Source organism: Streptomyces sp. CG4 (assembly GCF_041080655.1).
In the GTDB taxonomy this organism is placed as follows: Bacteria; Actinomycetota; Actinomycetes; order Streptomycetales; family Streptomycetaceae; genus Streptomyces.
On sequence record NZ_CP163525.1, the window covers coordinates 7,544,642 to 7,564,468 of the forward strand.

14 protein-coding genes are annotated in these 19,827 nt (G+C 70.0%); 7 read left to right on the plus strand and 7 right to left on the minus strand.

What is annotated here, in order from left to right:
• Positions 1 to 94: 94 nt before the first annotated feature.
• The 4 genes from AB5L52_RS34495 to AB5L52_RS34510 all read right to left on the minus strand — a co-directional run bounded on the left by AB5L52_RS34495 (position 95) and on the right by AB5L52_RS34510 (position 5,277).
• A complete protein-coding gene (locus AB5L52_RS34495; protein WP_351021987.1) occupies positions 95 to 1,711 on the minus strand; it encodes a glycerol-3-phosphate dehydrogenase/oxidase in 1,617 nt (538 codons plus the stop codon).
• Between the two features lie 42 nt (positions 1,712 to 1,753).
• Positions 1,754 to 3,292 carry a glycerol kinase GlpK gene (gene glpK / locus AB5L52_RS34500; RefSeq protein ID WP_351021984.1) on the minus strand — a complete coding sequence of 513 codons (1,539 nt, stop codon included), beginning with the start codon at positions 3,290 to 3,292 and terminating at the stop codon, positions 1,754 to 1,756.
• A 60-nt stretch (positions 3,293 to 3,352) separates the two neighbouring features.
• The gene (locus tag AB5L52_RS34505; RefSeq protein WP_351021981.1) at positions 3,353 to 4,147 is read right to left on the minus strand and encodes an MIP/aquaporin family protein; all 795 of its coding nucleotides are present in this window, start codon (positions 4,145 to 4,147) and stop codon (positions 3,353 to 3,355) included.
• A gap of 365 nt (positions 4,148 to 4,512) precedes the next feature.
• Positions 4,513 to 5,277: an IclR family transcriptional regulator gene (locus AB5L52_RS34510; protein WP_351021978.1), complete on the minus strand. Its 765-nt coding sequence runs from the start codon at positions 5,275 to 5,277 to the stop codon at positions 4,513 to 4,515.
• Positions 5,278 to 5,626: 349 nt separating this feature from the next.
• Here AB5L52_RS34510 and metH point away from each other — a divergent pair, with 349 nt between their 5' ends.
• From metH to AB5L52_RS34530, 4 genes are all read left to right on the plus strand, one after another.
• Complete coding sequence (metH, locus tag AB5L52_RS34515) at positions 5,627 to 9,142, plus strand: methionine synthase (protein WP_369367576.1); 3,516 nt, start codon at positions 5,627 to 5,629, stop codon at positions 9,140 to 9,142.
• A 214-nt stretch (positions 9,143 to 9,356) separates the two neighbouring features.
• Complete coding sequence (locus AB5L52_RS34520; RefSeq protein ID WP_351021974.1) at positions 9,357 to 10,058, plus strand: HAD family phosphatase; 702 nt, start codon at positions 9,357 to 9,359, stop codon at positions 10,056 to 10,058.
• Positions 10,059 to 10,490: 432 nt separating this feature from the next.
• A complete protein-coding gene (locus tag AB5L52_RS34525) occupies positions 10,491 to 12,095 on the plus strand; it encodes an ABC transporter substrate-binding protein (RefSeq protein ID WP_351567375.1) in 1,605 nt (534 codons plus the stop codon).
• A gap of 95 nt (positions 12,096 to 12,190) precedes the next feature.
• Positions 12,191 to 13,771 (plus strand): ABC transporter substrate-binding protein, encoded by a 1,581-nt coding sequence (locus tag AB5L52_RS34530; RefSeq protein WP_351022350.1) that lies wholly within the window; start codon positions 12,191 to 12,193, stop codon positions 13,769 to 13,771.
• Positions 13,772 to 13,894: 123 nt separating this feature from the next.
• On the opposite strand, the gene AB5L52_RS34535 is transcribed toward AB5L52_RS34530, so the two are convergent.
• Positions 13,895 to 14,566: a response regulator transcription factor gene (locus AB5L52_RS34535; RefSeq protein WP_351021968.1), complete on the minus strand. Its 672-nt coding sequence runs from the start codon at positions 14,564 to 14,566 to the stop codon at positions 13,895 to 13,897.
• Positions 14,567 to 14,580: 14 nt separating this feature from the next.
• Positions 14,581 to 15,711, minus strand: coding sequence for a RecB family exonuclease (locus tag AB5L52_RS34540; RefSeq protein WP_351021965.1), 1,131 nt, complete (start codon positions 15,709 to 15,711; stop codon positions 14,581 to 14,583).
• A 179-nt stretch (positions 15,712 to 15,890) separates the two neighbouring features.
• Here AB5L52_RS34540 and AB5L52_RS34545 point away from each other — a divergent pair, with 179 nt between their 5' ends.
• From AB5L52_RS34545 to AB5L52_RS34555, 3 genes are all read left to right on the plus strand, one after another.
• Positions 15,891 to 17,561: a site-2 protease family protein gene (locus AB5L52_RS34545; RefSeq protein WP_369367577.1), complete on the plus strand. Its 1,671-nt coding sequence runs from the start codon at positions 15,891 to 15,893 to the stop codon at positions 17,559 to 17,561.
• A 38-nt stretch (positions 17,562 to 17,599) separates the two neighbouring features.
• The gene (locus AB5L52_RS34550; RefSeq protein ID WP_067050546.1) at positions 17,600 to 18,502 is read left to right on the plus strand and encodes a tRNA (adenine-N1)-methyltransferase; all 903 of its coding nucleotides are present in this window, start codon (positions 17,600 to 17,602) and stop codon (positions 18,500 to 18,502) included.
• Positions 18,503 to 18,749: 247 nt separating this feature from the next.
• Positions 18,750 to 19,328, plus strand: a complete 579-nt coding sequence (locus AB5L52_RS34555) for a hypothetical protein (protein ID WP_369367578.1) — start codon at positions 18,750 to 18,752, stop codon at positions 19,326 to 19,328.
• Positions 19,329 to 19,398: 70 nt separating this feature from the next.
• Here AB5L52_RS34555 and AB5L52_RS34560 read toward each other — a convergent pair whose 3' ends face one another.
• Positions 19,399 to 19,701, minus strand: coding sequence for a ferredoxin (locus AB5L52_RS34560; RefSeq protein WP_351022347.1), 303 nt, complete (start codon positions 19,699 to 19,701; stop codon positions 19,399 to 19,401).
• Between the last annotated feature and the right edge of the window lie 126 nt (positions 19,702 to 19,827).

Genomic DNA, 19,827 nt, shown 5'->3' on the forward strand with positions numbered 1-19,827 from the left:
CACCCGGCACTGACAACGCCCCCTGACCAGGCGAAAGGGGCCGCCCCACCGCAGTGGAACAGCCCCTCGGCCAGGCCCGGTCGCCCGCGCCCGCCTACTTCTTGTCGAGCAGGTCCTGCACCCTGGCGCGGACCTCGTCCGTGGCCAGGCCCCGGATCGTCAGCGTCGTACGGCGGCGCAGCACGTCGTCCGGCGTCTCGGCCCACTCGTGGTCACGGGCCCAGACGACCTGCGCCCAGATCTCCGGGGCGTCCGGGTGGACGCGCTCGGCCAGGTCCGGGTTCTCGTTCGCCAGGCGGGCGATGTCGAAGGCCAGCGAACCGTAGTGCGTGGCCAGGTGCTTGGCGGTGTCGGCGGCCATCCGCGGACCCGGCGCCGGGTGGTCGACCAGCAGGCGGTGGGCGACCGCGCGCGGGTTGGCGACGCCGGGCAGCGGCAGCTTCTTCGGCAGCGAGGAGATCGGTTCGAAGTCGTCGCCGAGGGGGTGACCCGGCAGCGCCTCCAGCTTCTGCATCACCGTACGGCCGATGTGCCGGAACGTCGTCCACTTGCCGCCCGCCACGGACAGCATGCCGCCCTTGCCCTCGGTCACCACGGTCTCGCGCTTGGCCTTGGCGGTGTCGCCGGGGCCGCCCGGCAGTACCCGCAGACCGGCGAACGCGTAGGTGATGAGGTCACGCTTGAGCTGCTGGTCGCGCACGGAGAACGCGGCCTCGTCCAGGATCTGGGCTATGTCCTTCTCGTTGACGTCGACGTCCGCCGGGTCGCCCTCGTACTCCTCGTCGGTCGTACCGAGCAGGAGCATGTCCTCCCAGGGGAGGGCGAAGGTGATCCGGTACTTGTCGATCGGGGTCGCCAGCGCGGCCTTCCACGGGGAGGTGCGCTTGAGGACCAGGTGCGCGCCCTTGGACAGGCGGATGGACGGCGCCGCGTTCGGGTCCTCCAGCCGGCGCAGGTGGTCCACCCAGGGGCCGGTCGCGTTCAGCACCAGGCGGGCGTTGACGCCGAACTCCGCACCGGACAGCCGGTCCTTGAGCTCGGCACCGGTGACCCGGCCCTGGGTGAAGCGCAGGCCGGTGACCTCGGCGTGGTTGAGGACCACCGCGCCCGCCTCGACGGCCGCACGGACCGTCATCAGCGCCATGCGCGCGTCGTTCATCTGGTCGTCGCCGTACACGGCCACGGCCTTGAGGTTCTCGGTGCGCAGCTCGGGCACGTCCTGCGCCGCCTTGGCGGGGGAGAGCAGGTGGCCGACGCCGTCGCCGAACGCGGAGAGCGCGGAGTAGGCGAAGACGCCCGCGCCGAGCTTCGCCGCGCCGTGCGGCCCGCCCTTGTACACGGGGAGGTAGAAGGTGAGCGGGTTCGCCAGGTGGGGGGCCACCTGACGGGAGACCGCACGGCGCTCGAAGTGGTTCTCCGCCACCAGCTTCACCGCGCCGGTCTGCAGGTAGCGCAGACCGCCGTGGAGCAGCTTGGAGGAGGCGGAGGAGGTGGCGCCGGCGAAGTCGCCGGCGTCGACCAGAGCCACCCTCAGGCCGGACTGCGCGGCGTGCCAGGCGGTGGAGATGCCCAGGATGCCGCCGCCGATCACCAGAAGGTCGTACGACGCCTTGGAGAGCTGCTCCCGGGTCTCGGCGCGGCTCGGGTTGGAGCCGGAGGCCGGGTGGGTCCCCAGGGCAGGCACGGACTGCAGGGTGGACTGACTGGTCATGTCGGGTACTTACTCCTCGTCAGAGCTGATCTGTGGGGCAGCTCAGCTCTCGTCCTCGATCCAGCCCATGGTCCGGTCGACGGCCTTGAGCCAGTTCTTGTACTCACGGTCGCGGGTCTCCGCGTCCATGCGGGGGGTCCATTCGGCGGCCCGGCGCCAGTTGGCGCGCAGCTCGTCGGTGCTGGACCAGAAGCCGACGGCGAGGCCGGCGGCGTAGGCGGCGCCGAGGCAGGTGGTCTCCGCGACCATCGGGCGCACCACGGGCGCGTCCAGGACGTCGGAGAGCGTCTGCATCAGCAGGTTGTTGGCGGTCATGCCACCGTCGACCTTGAGGGTCACCAGCTCGTCGCCGGAGTCCTTCACCATGGCGTCGGCGATCTCCCGGGTCTGCCAGGCGGTGGCCTCCAGGACGGCGCGCGCGAGGTGCGCCTTGGTGACGTACCGGGTCAGACCGGCGATCACACCGCGGGCGTCGGAACGCCAGTGCGGGGCGAACAGGCCCGAGAAGGCCGGCACGAAGTAGGCACCGCCGTTGTCCTCGACCGAGAGCGCGAGCGTCTCGATCTCGGCGGCGGTGGAGATGAGGCCCATCTGGTCGCGCATCCACTGCACCAGCGAGCCGGTGACGGCGATCGAGCCCTCCAGGGCGAACACCGTCGGCTGCTCGCCGATCTTGTAGCCGACCGTGGTCAGCAGACCGGCGTAGGAGTTGATGATCTTGTCACCGGTGTTCATCACCATGAAGGTGCCGGTGCCGTAGGTCGACTTGGTCTCGCCCTCGGCGAAGCAGCACTGGCCGAACAGGGCCGCCTGCTGGTCGCCGAGCGCCGAGGCGACCGGGATGCCGCCGAGCAGCTCGCCCAGCTTGCCGCCGGTGACCTCGCCGTAGACCTCGGCGGAGGAGCGGATCTCGGGCAGGATCTGCGTCGGGACGCCGATGGACTCGGCGATCTTCTCGTCCCACTGCATGGTGTGCAGGTTCATGAGAAGGGTGCGGGAGGCGTTGGTGACGTCGGTGACGTGCTTGCCGCCGTTGACACCGCCGGTCAGATTCCAGATGACCCAGGTGTCCATGGTGCCGAAGAGGATGTCGCCGGCCTCGGCGCGCTCCTTCAGGCCCTCGACGTTGTCCAGCAGCCAGCGGGCCTTGGGCCCGGAGAAGTACGAGGCCAGGGGCAGGCCGGTCTCGCGGCGGAAGCGGTCCTGGCCGACGTTGCGGCCCAGCTCCCGGCACAGGGAGTCGGTGCGGGTGTCCTGCCAGACGAGGGCGTTGTAGACGGGCTCACCGGTGTTCTTGTCCCACAGCACGGTGGTCTCGCGCTGGTTGGTGATGCCGATGGCCTTGATGTCGTCACGGGTGATGCCGGCCTTCTGGACGGCTCCGGCGACGACCTCCTGGACGTTGGTCCAGATCTCGTTGGCGTTGTGCTCGACCCAGCCCGGCTTCGGGAAGATCTGCTCGTGCTCCTTCTGGTCGACGGAGACGATCCGGCCGTCCTTGTCGAAGACGATGCAGCGGGAGGAGGTCGTGCCCTGGTCGATCGCGGCGATGAACGGGCCTGCGGTGTGGGCGTCGGTCACTGTGTGCTCCTGAAAGATCCGTGGTATAGGGGCTTTACGTACGGCGCGTGCTTATACGTATTAAGCGAATGCGACGTTGTAGATGCCTGCAGCGATCGCGCCGCCGATCAGTGGACCGACGATCGGGATCCAGGCGTAAGCCCAGTCGGAACCGCCCTTGTTGGGCAGCGGCAGCAGGGCGTGCACGATGCGCGGGCCCAGGTCACGGGCCGGGTTGATCGCGTAGCCCGTCGGGCCGCCGAGCGAGAGACCGATCGAGACCACCACGAACGCGGTGATCAGACCGCCGAGGATGCCGAGTCCGTTGCCCTTGTCGTTCAGGCCCTGGGTGAGGACCGCGAGGATCAGCACGACCGTGCCGATGATCTCCGTGGCGAGGTTCTGCGCCACGTTCCGGATCTCCGGACCGGTGGAGAAGATGCCGAGGACCGGGCCGGCGCCCTGCTCCTGGGCCTCGACCGTCTTGGCCGCGGTGGCCTGCGCGCCCGGACCGCCGACGATCTCCTTGTCGGTGAGGTGGGCGTGGAACTGGCCGTAGTAGGCGACCCACACCAGGGCCGCGCCGATCATCGCGCCGAGCAGCTGGCCGGCGAAGTAGGTCGGAACGTTGCTCCAGTCGCCGCTCTTGATGGCGAGGGCGACGGTGACGGCCGGGTTGAGGTGCGCACCGGAGAGCGGTCCGGAGATGTACACAGCCGTCATGACGGCGAAGCCCCACCCGAAGGCGATGGCGAGCCAACCGGCGTTACGGGCCTTGGAGGCCTTCAGCGTGACGGCCGCGCAGACGCCGCCGCCGAGCAGGATGAGTATGGCGGTACCGATGGTCTCGCCGATGAAGATGTCGGAGCTGGACACCCGCGACTCCTTTGTCCTTCGTCCAGGGAATAGCCGAACCCCGGTCCCGCCGGAGGTTCTGGCGCCCTCGGGGGTGAGAGCGATGCCGGTCCTTGGCGTTGTCACACTCTAGCGCGTATTGCCGGTAGGTGTTCGACAATGCCGACCGATGGACGGGAGTCTGCTTCGGCGTTACGCATGCGTCAAGGGTTCTGTTATTGAAAACAGGATCGTTATTGATCGCCGCCGGCTATCACTCTTCGCGCATTGACGTAGGATTTGGCCGTTTATGTCCATTTCAGGGTAGGGCGAGATCCGGGACGCCGCCCGGCGTCCCGGTCAACCCACAGTGGTGCGCCACCGACCCTCGGTGGCGGCCGGCGCGCTCAGAAACGTCCCGCGCCCAGGTCCCTGGACACCGCACGGGCGCAGTCGCGCACCGCGGCGATCAGTTCGGGACGCAGCTCCCCGTCCCGGCACAGCCGCTCCACGGCGCCGGTGATGCCGACCGCGCCCACGGGCATGCGGCGCCGGTCGTGGATGGGCGCGGCGAGCGACGCCACCCCTTCCCAGGTCTCCTCCACGTCCGCCGCGTAGCCACGCGCGCGTGTGAGGTCGAGAAGGTGCTCGAAGTCCCCGGCGTCGTACACCGTGCGGTCGGTGAAGGGCTTCCGCTCGGACTCCAGCGCCTCGCTGTGCGCCACCGGGTCGTACGCCGACAGCACCTTGCCGAGCGCGGTGGAGTGCAGCGGCTGCATGGCGCCGATCTCCAGCACCTGCCGGCTGTCGTCCGGCCGGAACACGTGGTGCACGATCAGCACGCCCTGCTGGTGCAGCACCCCCAGATACACGCTCTCCCCGCTGGAGCGGGCGAGATCGTCGGTCCACACCAGGGCCCTGGCCCGCAGCTCGTGCACGTCCAGATACGTGGTGCCGAGGCGCAGCAGCTCCGCGCCCAGCTGATAGCGCCCGGAGGCGTCGTCCTGCTCCACGAACCCCTCCAGCTGGAGGGTGCGCAGGATGCCGTGGGCGGTGCCCTTGGCGAGACCCAGTGACGAGGCGATGTCCGACAGGCCGAGCCGTCGCTCGCCGCCCGCGAGCAGCCGCAGCATCGCGGCCGCCCGTTCGAGCGACTGGATGTTCCGTGCCATCGCCGTCCTGCCTCCGTCCCCTTCGACTGCCGTCGAACACCGGGCGCGCCGCCCAGCGGTGCCGACCGCTGTCGTATCCGTCGACAGCTGTCTTACACCGTCGTGTGTCGTGTTACCCGCCGTTCGGCAATGTCGAACACTACCGGTCCATGCCGACCTCCCGCTAACGGCCGTACGGCACCTGTTACATCACACGTGACCTGGCCGTGACGGCAGGGCCACCCGCGTCCGCCTCGTGGACGCCGCTGCCCATCCCGGCCGAGTCCCGGTTACCCTGGCGCCGTGCGGCATCCCGGCCCGTCCGGGGAAGCCGCATAGCCGACAGCCGTCGCACAGAGGGAGCCCCTTCATGGCCTCGTTGCCACCGTCCCCTTCCGCCGACAGCCGGACCCGTGCGTCCGCGCTCCGTGAGGCGCTCGCCACCCGTGTGGTGGTCGCCGACGGAGCCATGGGCACCATGCTCCAGGCCCAGGAACCCACCCTTGAGGACTTCCAGCAGCTGGAGGGCTGCAACGAGATCCTCAACCTCACCCGCCCCGACATCGTCCGCTCCGTCCACGATGCGTACTTCGCCGTGGGCGTCGACTGCGTCGAGACCAACACCTTCGGGGCCAACCACTCCGCCCTCGGCGAGTACGACATCCCCGAGCGCGTCCACGAGCTGTCCGAGGCCGGCGCCCGCGTGGCCCGCGAGGCCGCCGACGCGTTCACCGCCCGGGACGGCCGCCCCCGCTGGGTCCTCGGCTCCATGGGCCCCGGCACCAAGCTGCCCACCCTCGGCCACGCCCCCTACACCACCCTGCGCGACGCCTACCAGCGCAACGCCGAGGGCCTGGTCGCCGGAGGCGCCGACGCGCTCCTCGTGGAGACCACCCAGGACCTGCTGCAGACCAAGGCGGCCGTCCTCGGCGCCCGCCGCGGCCTCGACGCCCTCGGCCTGGACCTGCCGGTCATCGTGTCGGTGACCGTCGAGACCACCGGCACCATGCTGCTCGGCTCCGAGATCGGCGCCGCGCTCACCGCGCTGGAACCGCTCGGCATCGACATGATCGGCCTGAACTGCGCCACCGGCCCGGCCGAGATGAGCGAGCACCTGCGCTACCTCGCCCGCAACGCCCGCATCCCGCTGTCCTGCATGCCCAACGCGGGCCTGCCCGTCCTCGGCAAGGACGGCGCCCACTACCCGCTGACCGCGCCCGAGCTGGCCGACGCCCAGGAGACCTTCGTCCGCGAGTACGGCCTCTGCCTCGTCGGCGGCTGCTGCGGTACGACGCCCGAGCATCTGCGCCAGGTCGTCGAGCGCGTCCGGAGCCTCACCCCGCCCGAGCGCGACCCGCGCCCCGAGCCCGGCGCCGCCTCCCTCTACCAGACGGTGCCGTTCCGGCAGGACACCTCCTACCTGGCCATCGGCGAGCGCACCAACGCCAACGGCTCCAAGAAGTTCCGCGAAGCCATGCTCGATGCCCGCTGGGACGACTGCGTGGAGATGGCCCGCGAGCAGATCCGCGAGGGCGCGCACATGCTCGACCTGTGCGTGGACTACGTCGGCCGCGACGGCGTCGCCGACATGGAGGAGCTGGCCGGCCGCTTCGCCACCGCCTCCACCCTGCCGATCGTGCTGGACTCCACCGAGGTCGACGTCATCCAGGCAGGCCTGGAGAAGCTCGGCGGCCGCGCGGTGATCAACTCCGTGAACTACGAGGACGGCGACGGCCCCGACTCGCGGTTCGCGCGCGTGACGAGACTCGCGCGGGAGCACGGCGCCGCGCTGATCGCGCTCACCATCGACGAGGAGGGCCAGGCCCGCACCCCCGAGAAGAAGGTCGAGATCGCCGAACGGCTGATCGACGACCTGACCGGCAACTGGGGCATCCGCGAGGACGACATCCTCATCGACACCCTCACCTTCACCATCTGCACCGGTCAGGAGGAGTCCCGGGGGGACGGCATCGCCACCATCGAGGCGATCCGCGAGCTCAAGCGCCGCCACCCGGCCGTCCAGACCACCCTCGGCCTGTCCAACATCTCCTTCGGCCTCAACCCGGCCGCCCGCATCCTGCTGAACTCCGTCTTCCTCGACGAATGCGTCAAGGCCGGCCTGGACTCGGCGATCGTGCACGCCTCCAAGATCCTGCCGATCGCCCGCTTCGACGAGGAGCAGGTCACCACGGCCCTGGACCTGATCTACGACCGGCGCTCCGAGGGCTACGACCCGCTGCAGAAGCTGATGGCTCTCTTCGAGGGCGCCACGGCGAAGTCGCTGAAGGCCGGCAAGGCCGAGGAACTGGCCGCGCTGCCGCTGGAGGAGCGCCTCAAGCGGCGGATCATCGACGGCGAGAAGAACGGCCTGGAGGCCGACCTGGACGCCGCCCTCCAGGACCGCCCGGCCCTCGACATCGTCAACGAGACCCTGCTGGACGGCATGAAGGTCGTCGGCGAGCTGTTCGGCTCCGGCCAGATGCAGCTGCCGTTCGTGCTGCAGTCCGCCGAGGTCATGAAGGCCGCCGTCGCCTACCTCGAACCGCACATGGAGAAGTCGGACTCCGAGGGCAAGGGCACCATCGTCCTCGCGACCGTGCGCGGCGACGTGCACGACATCGGCAAGAACCTCGTCGACATCATCCTGTCCAACAACGGCTACAACGTCGTCAACCTGGGCATCAAGCAGCCGGTCTCCGCGATCCTGGAGGCCGCCGAGGAGCACCGGGCCGACGTCATCGGCATGTCCGGGCTGCTGGTCAAGTCCACGGTGATCATGAAGGAGAACCTGGAGGAGCTGAACCAGCGCGGCCTGGCCGCCCGCTTCCCGGTGATCCTCGGCGGCGCCGCCCTCACCCGCGCCTACGTCGAGCAGGACCTGCACGAGGTCTACGAGGGCGAGGTCCGCTACGCCCGCGACGCCTTCGAGGGCCTGCACCTGATGGACGCCCTCATCGGCGTCAAGCGCGGCGTGCCCGGCGCCAAGCTGCCCGAACTGAAGCAGCGCCGGGTCCGCGCCACCGCGGCCGTCGAGGCCGAGGAGCGCCCGGAGGAGGGGCACGTCCGCTCCGACGTCGCCACCGACAACCCGGTGCCGGCCCCGCCGTTCTGGGACACCCGGATCGTCAAGGGCATCCAGCTCAAGGAGTACGCGAGCTGGCTCGACGAAGGCGCGTTGTTCAAGGGGCAGTGGGGACTGAAGCAGGCCCGCACCGGCGAGGGACCGTCGTACGAGGAACTGGTGGAGAGCGAGGGCCGCCCCCGCCTGCGCGGCCTGCTCGACCGGCTCCAGACGGAGAACCTGCTCGAAGCGGCCGTCGTCTACGGCTACTTCCCCTGTGTGTCCAAGGACGACGACCTGATCATCCTGGATGAGCGGGGCAACGAACGCACCCGGTTCACCTTCCCGCGCCAGCGCCGCGGCCGCCGGCTGTGCCTGGCCGACTTCTTCCGCCCGGAGGAGTCGGGGGAGACCGACGTCGTGGGCCTGCAGGTGGTCACGGTCGGCTCACGCATCGGCGAGGAGACCGCGAAGCTCTTCGAGTCGAACTCCTACCGCGACTACCTCGAACTGCACGGCCTGTCCGTCCAGTTGGCCGAGGCGCTCGCCGAGTACTGGCATGCGCGCGTGCGTACGGAACTGGGCTTCGGCGGCGAGGACCCGGCCGAGATCGAGGACATGTTCGCCCTGAAGTACCGGGGCGCCCGCTTCTCCCTCGGCTACGGCGCCTGCCCGAACCTGGAGGACCGCGCCAAGATCGCCGACCTGCTCCAGCCCGAACGCATCGGCGTCCACCTGTCCGAGGAATTCCAGCTGCACCCCGAACAGTCCACGGACGCCATCGTGATCCACCACCCGGAGGCGAAGTACTTCAACGCCCGGTGATCACGCCCGGTGACCGGACCCGCGGGCATGCTCCCCCTCCCGCGGGCATACCGAATCGCCCCCCTGGCCTGCGTCAAGGGTCTATCAGGCTACCCGGATGACCGCGTGATAAACGAGGCGCATCGGGCGCAGGAGCCGTACACTGGTCGGTCCACTGCAGGCCGGTTCCCTGTCCGGGAACCGGCCTGATCGTCCCTCAAGGAGGTGCGCCCGGATGACCAGCACGGTCCCCGCGCTCGGAACCCGTACGGCCGAGGGCTCCGCCCTGCAGGCGGTGCTTCTCGACATGGACGGCACCCTGGTGGACACCGAGGGCTTCTGGTGGGACGTCGAGGTCGAGATCTTCGCCCGCCTCGGCCACACCCTGGACGAATCCTGGCGGCACGTCGTGGTCGGCGGGCCCATGACCCGCAGCGCCGGCTTCCTCATCGAGGCCACCGGCGCCGACATCCCCCTCACCGAGCTCACCGAGCTGCTCAACGAGGGCTTCGAGGACCGCATCGACCATGCCCTGCCGCTGATGCCGGGCGCCGCCCGCCTGCTCGCCGAACTCCACGAGCACGCCATCCCCACGGCCCTCGTCTCGGCCTCCCACCGGCGCATCATCGACCGTGTGCTGAAGGTGCTCGGCCCGCACCACTTCGCCCTGTCCATCGCCGGCGACGAGGTCTCGCGCACCAAGCCCTACCCCGACCCCTACCTGCTCGCCGCCGCCGGCCTCGGCGCACAGCCCGACCGATGCGCGGTGGTCGAGGACACCGCGACCGGAGTCGCCGCCGCCGAGGCCGCCGGCTGCCACGTCGTCGCCGTACCCTCCGTCGCCCCCATCACCCCGGCCGAGCGACGCACCGTGGTCACCTCGCTGGAAGAGGTCGACCTGGCATTTCTGCGCGGCCTGATGACGGAACTGCTCTAACCGTTCACCCAGCGTGAAAAACCCATTGGCCCGGCTGGACACATTTCCGAGGAAGTACACCCACGGGGAATTCCGGCCCGGCCCTCCGGCTGAATTCCACTGACTCACCGCACAGTTGGAAGTGTGACGTTCGCCACCTTGACGCCCCTCGACAGGTGAGGTCGAGTGTGCTGAACACCCCCGTTCGGGCCGGATTCCAGGGTCTTTGTGTCCCGATTGGTGGGAGGCTGCACTAATCCTGCCGCTGTCGGGTTTTCGGTGCGTCCACACCCGGTTCCCCTGCGTGATGAGGGGTCAACTCACGCGACCGTGAACCCCCCTGCGAGCGCGGACTAATCTCGTCGCGAGAACATCGCCGCAACCCCCGTGATCCGCCGCACCACCCATGCATGCCGGATACACGGAGCCGAACAGCTCTGGAGAAACCCCCGCATGAACCGCAAGACTTTGGTGCTGCCGGCAGTCGCCGGCCTGCTCACCCCGGTTCTCGCCGCATGCGGCGGATCCAGCAGCGGGAGCAAGAGCGGCGACGCCATCGTCGTCGGCACCACGGACCGGTTCACCGCCACCAACGACGCCCCGGCACCCCTCGACCCGGCCTACGCCTACGACGTCGGCACCTGGAACATCCTGCGCCAGAGCGTGCAGACCCTGATGACACAGCCCAAGGGCGAGGGCAACCCCGTCGCGGACGCCGCCGAGAGCTGCTCCTTCACCGACAGCGGCAGCGAACGCTACGCCTGCAAGCTCCGCGACGGCCTCAAGTTCGCCAGCGGCGACCCGGTCACCGCCCAGGACGTCAAGTACTCCATCGAGCGCGCCCTGCGCATCAAGGCCAGCAGCGGCGTGTCCTCCCTGCTGAACACCATCGACACCATCGAGACGCAGGGCGACCGCGAGGTCATCTTCCACCTCAAGACGGCCGACGCCACCTTCCCGTACAAGCTGTCCACCCCGGTCGCGGGCATCATCAACCCCAAGGACTACCCGAAGGACAAGCTGCGCAACGGCTTCGACGTCGACGGCTCCGGCCCGTACACCCTCCACGCCGACGTCAGCGGCAACGCGATCACCACCGTCACCTTCGCCAAGAACCCCAACTACAAGGGCTTCGACAAGGTGAACAACAGCAAGGTCGAACTGCGCTCCTTCGCCGACGCCGACGCCATGAGCGCCGCGATCGACAAGGGTGACATCGACGTCATGAGCCGCACCATGTCGCCCGCCCAGATCCAGAAGCTGGACGCCGGCGGCGACGACAAGGTCGACCTCGTCGACATGCCCGGCCTGGAAATCCGCTACCTGGCCTTCAACACCAACGCGCCCACCGTGAAGTCCAAGGCCGTACGCCAGGCCATGGCCCAGATCATCGACCGCGCGGCACTGGTCGGCAAGGTCTACGGCACCCAGGCGGAGCCGCTGTACTCGCTGGTCCCGGCGACCCTCACCGGCCACTCCAACTCGTTCTTCAACAAGTACGGCAACCCCAGCGTCGACAAGGCCAAGAGCCTGCTCTCCAAGGCCGGCATCACCACCCCGGTGAAGCTGACCCTGCACTACACCACCGACCACTACGGCTCCGCCAGCAAGAAGGAGTTCGAGGTCCTGCAGCAGCAGCTGAACGACAGCGGCCTGTTCGACATCTCCCTCGAGGGCCACACCTGGGACACCTTCCGGCCCGCCGAGCAGAAGGGCCAGTACGACGTCTACGGCATGGGCTGGTTCCCCGACTTCCCCGACGCCGACAACTTCCTTGCGCCCTTCCTCGACAAGGACAACTTCCTCGGCTCGCCGTACTCCAACACCACCATCCAGCGCACGCTGATCCCGGACTCCCGCCGCGAGGCCGACCGGCTCGCCGCAGCCAAGAGCCTCACCGCGATCCAGGACACCGTCGCCGACGACGTCCCGATCCTGCCGCTGTGGCAGGGCAAGCAGTACGTCGCCGCGCGGAGCGACGTCACGGGCGTCGCGTACGCCCTCAACTCCTCCTCGACGCTTCAGCTGTGGGAGCTCGGCCGCGGTGTGAGCGGCTGACGGCTCTCCACCGGGGGCCAGGGACGGCTGCCCCGGTAACCCGAGGCCAGGACGGCGGCCCCGGGGTGACGAACCGACGAATAAGGCACATGCGAGTGAAACTGCGCAACCAGTGGCCAGTCCTGCCCGTCGTGGCGGGACTGGCCTCCGGCCTGTTGACCGGCTGCGGCTCGGGGAGCGGTGATTCCGGGGGCACCGGCTCCTCCGTGGTGATGGGGATGTCCGACGACGTCCTCGCCACGGACCCGGCATCCGGCTACGACCCCGGCTCATGGCTGTTGTTCGACAACGTCTTCCAGTCGCTGCTCAGCTTCCCCAAGGGCGCGACCCAACCCCAGCCCGAACTGGCCAAGGAGTGCTCCTTCACCGACTCCCGGGCCACCGTCTACAAGTGCGAACTCAAGGACGGCCTGAAATTCAGCAACGGTGACGCCCTCACCTCGAAGGACGTCAAGTTCTCCTTCGACCGCATGCTGAAGATCAACGACTCCGCCGGCCCCGCGATCATGTTCCCGATGCTCGGCGGCATCGACACCCCCGACGCGAAGACCGTGGTCTTCCACCTGAAGTCCTCCGACGCCACCTTCCCCAGCAAGATCGCCTCCGGCGCCGGCTCCATCGTCGACCACAGCCAGTACGACGCGAACGGCCTGCGCAGCGACCACCAGGCCGTCGGCTCCGGCCCCTACAAGCTGGACTCCTTCGACAAGGACAAAGCGGTCTTCTCCGTCAACAACAACTACAAGGGCACCGCCAAGGTCAAGAACTCCGGCGTCACCCTGAAGTTCTTCCACGGCGACCGCTCCGCCCTGAAGAAGGCCCTCCTCGACGGCAAGATCGACCTCGCCTACCGAGGCCTGGCCGCCTCCGACATCGCCGGCCTGGACAAGCAGGACGGCACCAAGGGCGTCAACGTCATCGAGGGCAGCAGCGCCGAAGTCCAGCACCTGGTCTTCAACATGAAGGACCCGGTCGCCGGAAAGGCCGGGGTCCGCAAGGCCATGGCCTACCTGGTCGACCGCGACGCCCTCATCAAGAACGTCTACCAGGGCACCGCCACCCCGCTGTACTCGATCATCCCGGCGGGCATCGTCGGCCACAACACCGCATTCTTCGACACCTACGGCGCCCGCCCCTCCCAGGCCAAGGCCGCCGCCGCACTGCGCGCCGCCGGCATCACCGGCAAGGTCAAGCTCACCCTGTGGTCCACGCCGTCGCGCTACGGCCCCGCCACCGACGAGGAGCTGAAGGCCATCGCCGGCCAGCTCAACGCCAGCGGCCTGTTCGACGCCGACGTCAAGTCCGTCGCCTTCGACCAGTACGAGAAGGACATCGCCGCCGGCAAGTACGGCGTCTACGTCAAGGGCTGGGTGCCCGACTACCCGGACGCCGACAACTTCACCGCGCCCTTCTTCGGCAAGGACAACGTGCTCGGCAACAACTACAGCAACAACACCATCACGGGCTCGCTGATCCCCGACACGGCCTCCCAGAGCGACCGCGCCGCCACCGACAACGACTTCAGCCGGCTGCAGAACATCGTCGCCACCGAACTGCCCGTCCTGCCCGTCTGGCAGGCCAAGCAGTACGCGGTCGCCCGCGACGGCGTCTACGGCCTGGAGTACTGCCTGGACGCCTCCACGGTGTTCCGGTTCTGGGAACTCAGCAAGAGCTGACGCCCGCCGGCACCCTCGATGGACGGGTGCCGACGCCGCCGACGCACAAGGGCGCCCCTCTCCGCACGGGAGGGGCGCCCTTGGCTGTCGTACCGAACCGCCGTCGTATCGCGGACCGTCCGCTCACTGGGCGCCGGGGCGCACCAGACCGCTCTCGTACGCGTACACCGCGGCCTGCACCCGGTCCCTGAGACCCAGCTTGGTCAGCACATGCCCCACATGCGTCTTCACGGTCGTCTCGCTGACGAACAGATCGGCCGCGATCTCCGCGTTCGACAGACCGCGCGCCACCAGCTTCAGCACCTCCACCTCACGGTCGGTGAGCGTGTTCAGCGTGTCCGGCACCGGCTCGTCGCCCGAGGGCAGATGCGTGGCGTACTTGTCCAGCAGCCGCCGTGTGATGCTCGGCGCCAGCATCGCCTCACCGGCCGCCACCACCCGGATGGCCTGCACCAGCTCATTGGCGGGCGCGTCCTTCAACATGAAACCGCTCGCACCGGCACGCAGCGCCTCCACCACGTACTCGTCCAGGTCGAACGTGGTCAGCACCAGCACCTTGGCCGGACCGTCCCGCCCCGGACCGGTGATCTGCCGGGTCGCCTCCACCCCGTCCATCCGCGGCATACGGATATCCATCAACACCACATCCGGCTGCAGGGCCCGCACCTGATCGAGGGCCTGCAGACCGTCACCGGCCTCGCCGACGACCGCGATGTCCTGCTCGGCCTCCAGAATCATCCGGAAACCCGTACGCAGCAGGGGCTGGTCGTCGACCAGTAGGACACGGATGGCCACGTGACACTCCTTCGCTAGTCCGGGCCCATTCTGCCCTGCGCAACGGCCCCGGACTCGGCCGCCCTCACCGGCAGCGGATACGGCGGGGGAGTGCCGCCGAACTCCGGGCAGTGCGCCTGATGGTCGCACCAGCCGCACAGCTTGGTCGGACGGGGCCGCCACTCACCGGTCTGCGTGGCCTGCTCGATCGCCTCCCACAGCGCGTGCAGCTTGCGCTCGACCCGCTCCAGATCGGCCGGCACCGGGTCGTACGTCAGCACATCCCCGCTGCCCAGATACACCAGCTGGAGCCGGCGCGGGACCACCCGCTTCAACCGCCACACCACCAGCGCGTAGAACTTCATCTGGAACAGCGCGCCCTCGGAGTACTCCGGCCGCGGCGCCTTCCCCGTCTTGTAGTCGACGATCCGCACCTCACCGGTCGGCGCCACGTCCACCCGGTCGATGATCCCGCGCAGCCGCAGCCCCGACTCCAGCTCGGCCTCCACGAACAGCTCCCGCTCGGCCGGCTCCAGCCGCGTCGGATCCTCCAGCGTGAACCAGCGCTCCACGAGCCGCTCGGCCTCCGCCAGCCACCCGGCCAGCCGCTCCCCGTCCGGGTCGTCCGCGAACAGCTCCGTGACCTCCGGCCTGCTCTCCCGCAGCCGGTCCCACTGGCCCGGGATCAGCGCCTTGGCCCGCGGCGCGGTCCGCTCCGCGGCGGGCGCGTCGAACAGCCGCTCAAGGACCGCGTGCACCAAGGTTCCCTTGGTCGCCGCCGCACTCGGCTTCTCCGGCAGCCGGTCGATCACCCGAAACCGGTACAGCAACGGGCACTGCATGAAATCCCCGGCCCGCGAAGGAGAGAGCGAGGCGGGCGGCACGGCGACCCGCTCGGCACCAGGGGTGGAGGATGCGTCGGAACCGGAGGCGGGGGATGCACCGGGCGCGGGGAGCGTCGCGGACGTGGGCGCTGTATCTGCTGCGGAAACCGCCCCGGACGCGGAGCCCTCTTCGGTCGCCGCCGCCGGTATCGAGGGGCCCGGCACCGCGACCGCGGCCGGCGCCGGCGGAGCCGTCGTGGGCGTCGGCTGCGGCGCCTCGGCCGGATCCGTCTGCTCGGCGCCGCCCGCCTGGGCTTCCGCGTCCTCGATGCTGCTGTCCATGCCCACAGACCTTACGGCCCACCACTGACAGTGACCCAGCCGCCGCCCGCGTTCGACCGCACGACAGCGGGGCAAACACAAGGGGTGCCGGGGCGAAACGCGTCACCACGGCCGCATACCATCGACCACAGACCCTTCCGTCCGGCAGGTGCGGAAGACGCTTCGAACGAGGGGAAACCGTGGACGTGAGCGGCGGGAACGGGCAGCCGCGGTCCGGCGACGACAAGCCGGCCGAGCACCCCGCAGGTCCAACGGCCCCGACGACCGGCCCCACCCCCGGCCCGGAGCCCCGGCCCGACACGGCTCCGCACCAGGACACCACGGACGAAGGCCGCTCCGGCCCCGAGGGCACCAGCGAGCCGACCAGCCGCCCGACCACCACACCCCCACCCCAGGCCGCCACCGGCACCGCCACCGGCCCGAACACCACCGGCACCCCCGAGGACACAGACGCCACAGGCGCCACCGACGCCGACGCCCCGGCCCCCGGCCCCAGCGTCCCGCCCCAGGACAAGCCCGCCGCGTCCCACGACGAGTCAACCCCGCCGCACGGCACGACCGCCACCGGCACCCCCGACCGCCCCAAGAACACCCCGGCCCCCGGCCCCCGCACCCCCCGCGACCCGCACAGCGAGCACCGTTCGCTCGCGCACTCCGGGATCGCCAAGGGCGAGCCGCCGCAGCCGCGGCCCAAGGAGCCCGGTGGCGGCATCCTCATGGGGCGGCCGTTCGGCGTGCCGGTGTACGTCGCGCCCAGCTGGTTCCTCGTCGCCGCGCTGATCACCTGGGTCTTCGGCGGCCAGCTCGACCGCGTGCTGCCCGGACTGGGCGCCGCCCGGTACCTGGTCTCCCTGTTCTTCGCCGTCGCCTTCTACGCCTCCGTCCTGGTCCACGAGCTGGCCCACACGGTCGCCGCGATCCGCTTCAAACTCCCCGTCCGCCGCATCCAGCTGCAGTTCTTCGGCGGCGTCTCCGAGATCGAGAAGGAGGCCGAGACCCCGGGCCGGGAGTTCGTCCTGGCCTTCGTCGGCCCACTGCTCTCCCTCGTCCTCGCCGGGCTGTTCTACCTCGCCATGAAACCCGTCGAACCCGGCACCGTCCCCGGCGTCCTGCTGGCCGGCCTGATGATCTCCAACCTCATCGTGGCGATCTTCAACCTCCTGCCCGGCCTGCCCCTCGACGGCGGCCGGATGCTCCGCGCCGTCGTCTGGAAAATCACCGGCAAACCCATGACCGGCACCGTCGCCGCCGCCTGGGTCGGCCGCGCCCTCGCCGTCACCGTCCTCATCGGTCTGCCCCTGCTCAACCAGTCCGGCGCCCTCGGCGGCGACAACACCGACGCCGGCGGCATGGACACCGTCACCGACGCCCTGCTCGCCGCCATCCTGGCCGCGATCATCTGGACCGGCGCCGGCAACAGCCTGCGCATGGCCCGCCTGCGCGAACACCTCCCCGAACTGCGCGCCCGCACCCTCACCCGCCGCGCCGTACCCGTCCAGACCGACACCCCGCTCTCCGAAGCCCTGCGCCGCGCCAACGCCGCCGGAGCCCGCGCCCTCGTCGTCGTCGACGCCCACGGCAACCCCCTCTCCCTCGTCCGCGAGTCCGCCATCGTCGGCGTACCCGAACACCGCCGCCCCTGGGTCGCCGTCAGCGGACTCGCCCAGGACCTCACCGACGGCATGCGCGTCTCCGCCGAACTCGCCGGGGAAGAACTCCTGGACGTCCTGCGCGCCACCCCGGCCACCGAATACCTCGTCGTCGAGGAAACCGGCGAGATCTACGGCGTCCTGTCCGCAGCAGACGTGGAGCGGGCCTTCGTCCAGGCCATGGCCCGCCCGTCCGTCTAGTGGTCGGCAGCCCCCTCGGCTGCCGGTACGCTGGTCACATGTCCGAACCGACCGGTGCCGCCCGCAGGCGCGGGCCCTTCAAGGTCGGGGACCAGGTACAGCTGACCGACCCCAAGGGCCGCCACTACACGTTCACGCTCGAAGCCGGGAAGAACTTCCACACCCACAAGGGCTCCTTCCCGCACGACGAACTGATCGGCGCTCCCGAGGGCAGCGTTGTCCGCACCACCGGCAACGTCGCCTACCTCGCGCTGCGCCCCCTGCTCCCCGACTACGTCCTGTCCATGCCCCGCGGGGCAGCCGTCGTCTACCCCAAGGACGCGGGGCAGATCCTCGCCTTCGCCGACATCTTCCCCGGCGCCCGCGTCGTGGAAGCCGGCGTCGGCTCAGGCTCGCTCAGCAGCTTCCTGCTGCGCGCCATCGGCGACCAGGGCATGCTGCACTCCTACGAGCGCCGCGAGGACTTCGCCGAGATCGCGCAGGCGAACGTCGAGCGCTACTTCGGCGGCCCCCACCCCGCCTGGCAGCTCACCGTCGGCGACCTCCAGGACAACCTGTCCGACACCGACGTCGACCGCGTCATCCTCGACATGCTCGCCCCCTGGGAATGCCTGGAGGCCGTCTCCAAGGCCCTCGTCCCCGGCGGCATCCTGTGCTGCTACGTGGCCACCACCACCCAGCTCGCCCGGACCGTGGAATCCATCCGCGAGATCGGCTGCTTCAACGAGCCGACCGCCTGGGAAACCATGATCCGCAACTGGCACATCGAGGGCCTCGCCGTCCGCCCCGACCACCGCATGATCGGCCACACCGGCTTCCTGCTCACCGCCCGCCGCCTCGCCGACGGTGTCGAGCCGCCCATGCGCCGCCGCCGCCCCGCCAAGGGCGCCTACGGCGAGGACTACGCAGGACCCAACGCCGACGGCGGCACCGGCCGCTGACCCACCCCGCACACAGCACAACGCAAGGGCGCCGTGCCCGAGTTCCCGCCAAGCCACGGGAACTCGGGCACGGCGCCCGTCCGTTGACAGGACACCAGGAAGCCCGCATCCCCCACGGCTCCAAACTCCCGCCCCCCACGCGGGCCCCCGCCTGCGGGAATCCCGGACCCCGCCGTTCCCCCGCACTGTGACGTGTGGCACCATGCTGGCCATCCCACCGGCACAGCCCTCACAGGAGACACTCCTAGTGCAGCAATCCGCCGTACCGGAGCTCGCCCACACCCAGACCCGGCCCATCCACTGGGTCGCCACCGCCACGGCCGTCGCCGGCGTCGTGGCCCTCTCCTCCCTCGTACAGCCCGGATCGGCCACGGCCGCCTCCGCCACCGGCACCCAGAGCAAGTCCGTCCCCGCGGCCGCCCAGCCGCCCAGCACCACCGGCGTCGACTTCCCGCTGCAGTGCGGACGCGTCAAACCCGTGGTCGCCAAGAAAGCCACCGGAGACCTGGACGGCGACGGCCGACCGGAAACCGTCGCGGTCGTCCACTGCGACTCCGCCATGGGCACCCCGCCCGACGGCGTCTACGTCCTCACCCGCGGCGCGGACAACGACACACCCCGCATCGTCGCCACCCTCGTCGAACCCAAGGACCGGCTCACCGTCACCGACTTCACCCTGCACGCGGGCACGGTCGGCGCCACCCTGCTCGGCTACTCCTCCGCCGCCGTCCCCAACTGCTGCCCCGACCTGAAGACCCCCGTCACATGGAAATGGAGCGGCAACGCCTTCGTCCGCTCCACACCCACCGACGCTCACAGCGTCTGAACGCCCGACCGCACACAGCGGCCGAACGTCCGATCCCGGCCCGGCGCCCGACCCCGGGCCCGACCCGGACTCACTCCGCGTCGGGCCCGTACACCTCGACCTTGTCCGAAACCCGGCGCACATGAATGCACTCGCCCGGACACTCCCGCGCCGAGTCCACCACATCCACCAGCAACGGCAACGGCACCGGAGCCGTCGCCCCCACCGCCTGCAGCAGCTCGTCGTCCGCGCCCTTCACATAGGCCAGCCCGTCGATGTCCAGCTCGAACACCTCCGGGGCGTACTGGGCGCAGATCCCGTCGCCGGTACACAGATCCTGGTCGATCCAGACCTCCAGCGCCTCCCCGCCCGGGGCCTCCTGCTGCACGGTCACCTCTCCTGCCATCGATGCGCCGGGCGGCGCCGGCACCACCAGGGCCAGCCGGGTCCGCTCCAGCGGCTGTTGAACACCCCCGACCCTACCTCCGCCGCACATCCGGCCGACCTCCACCGCCACCGG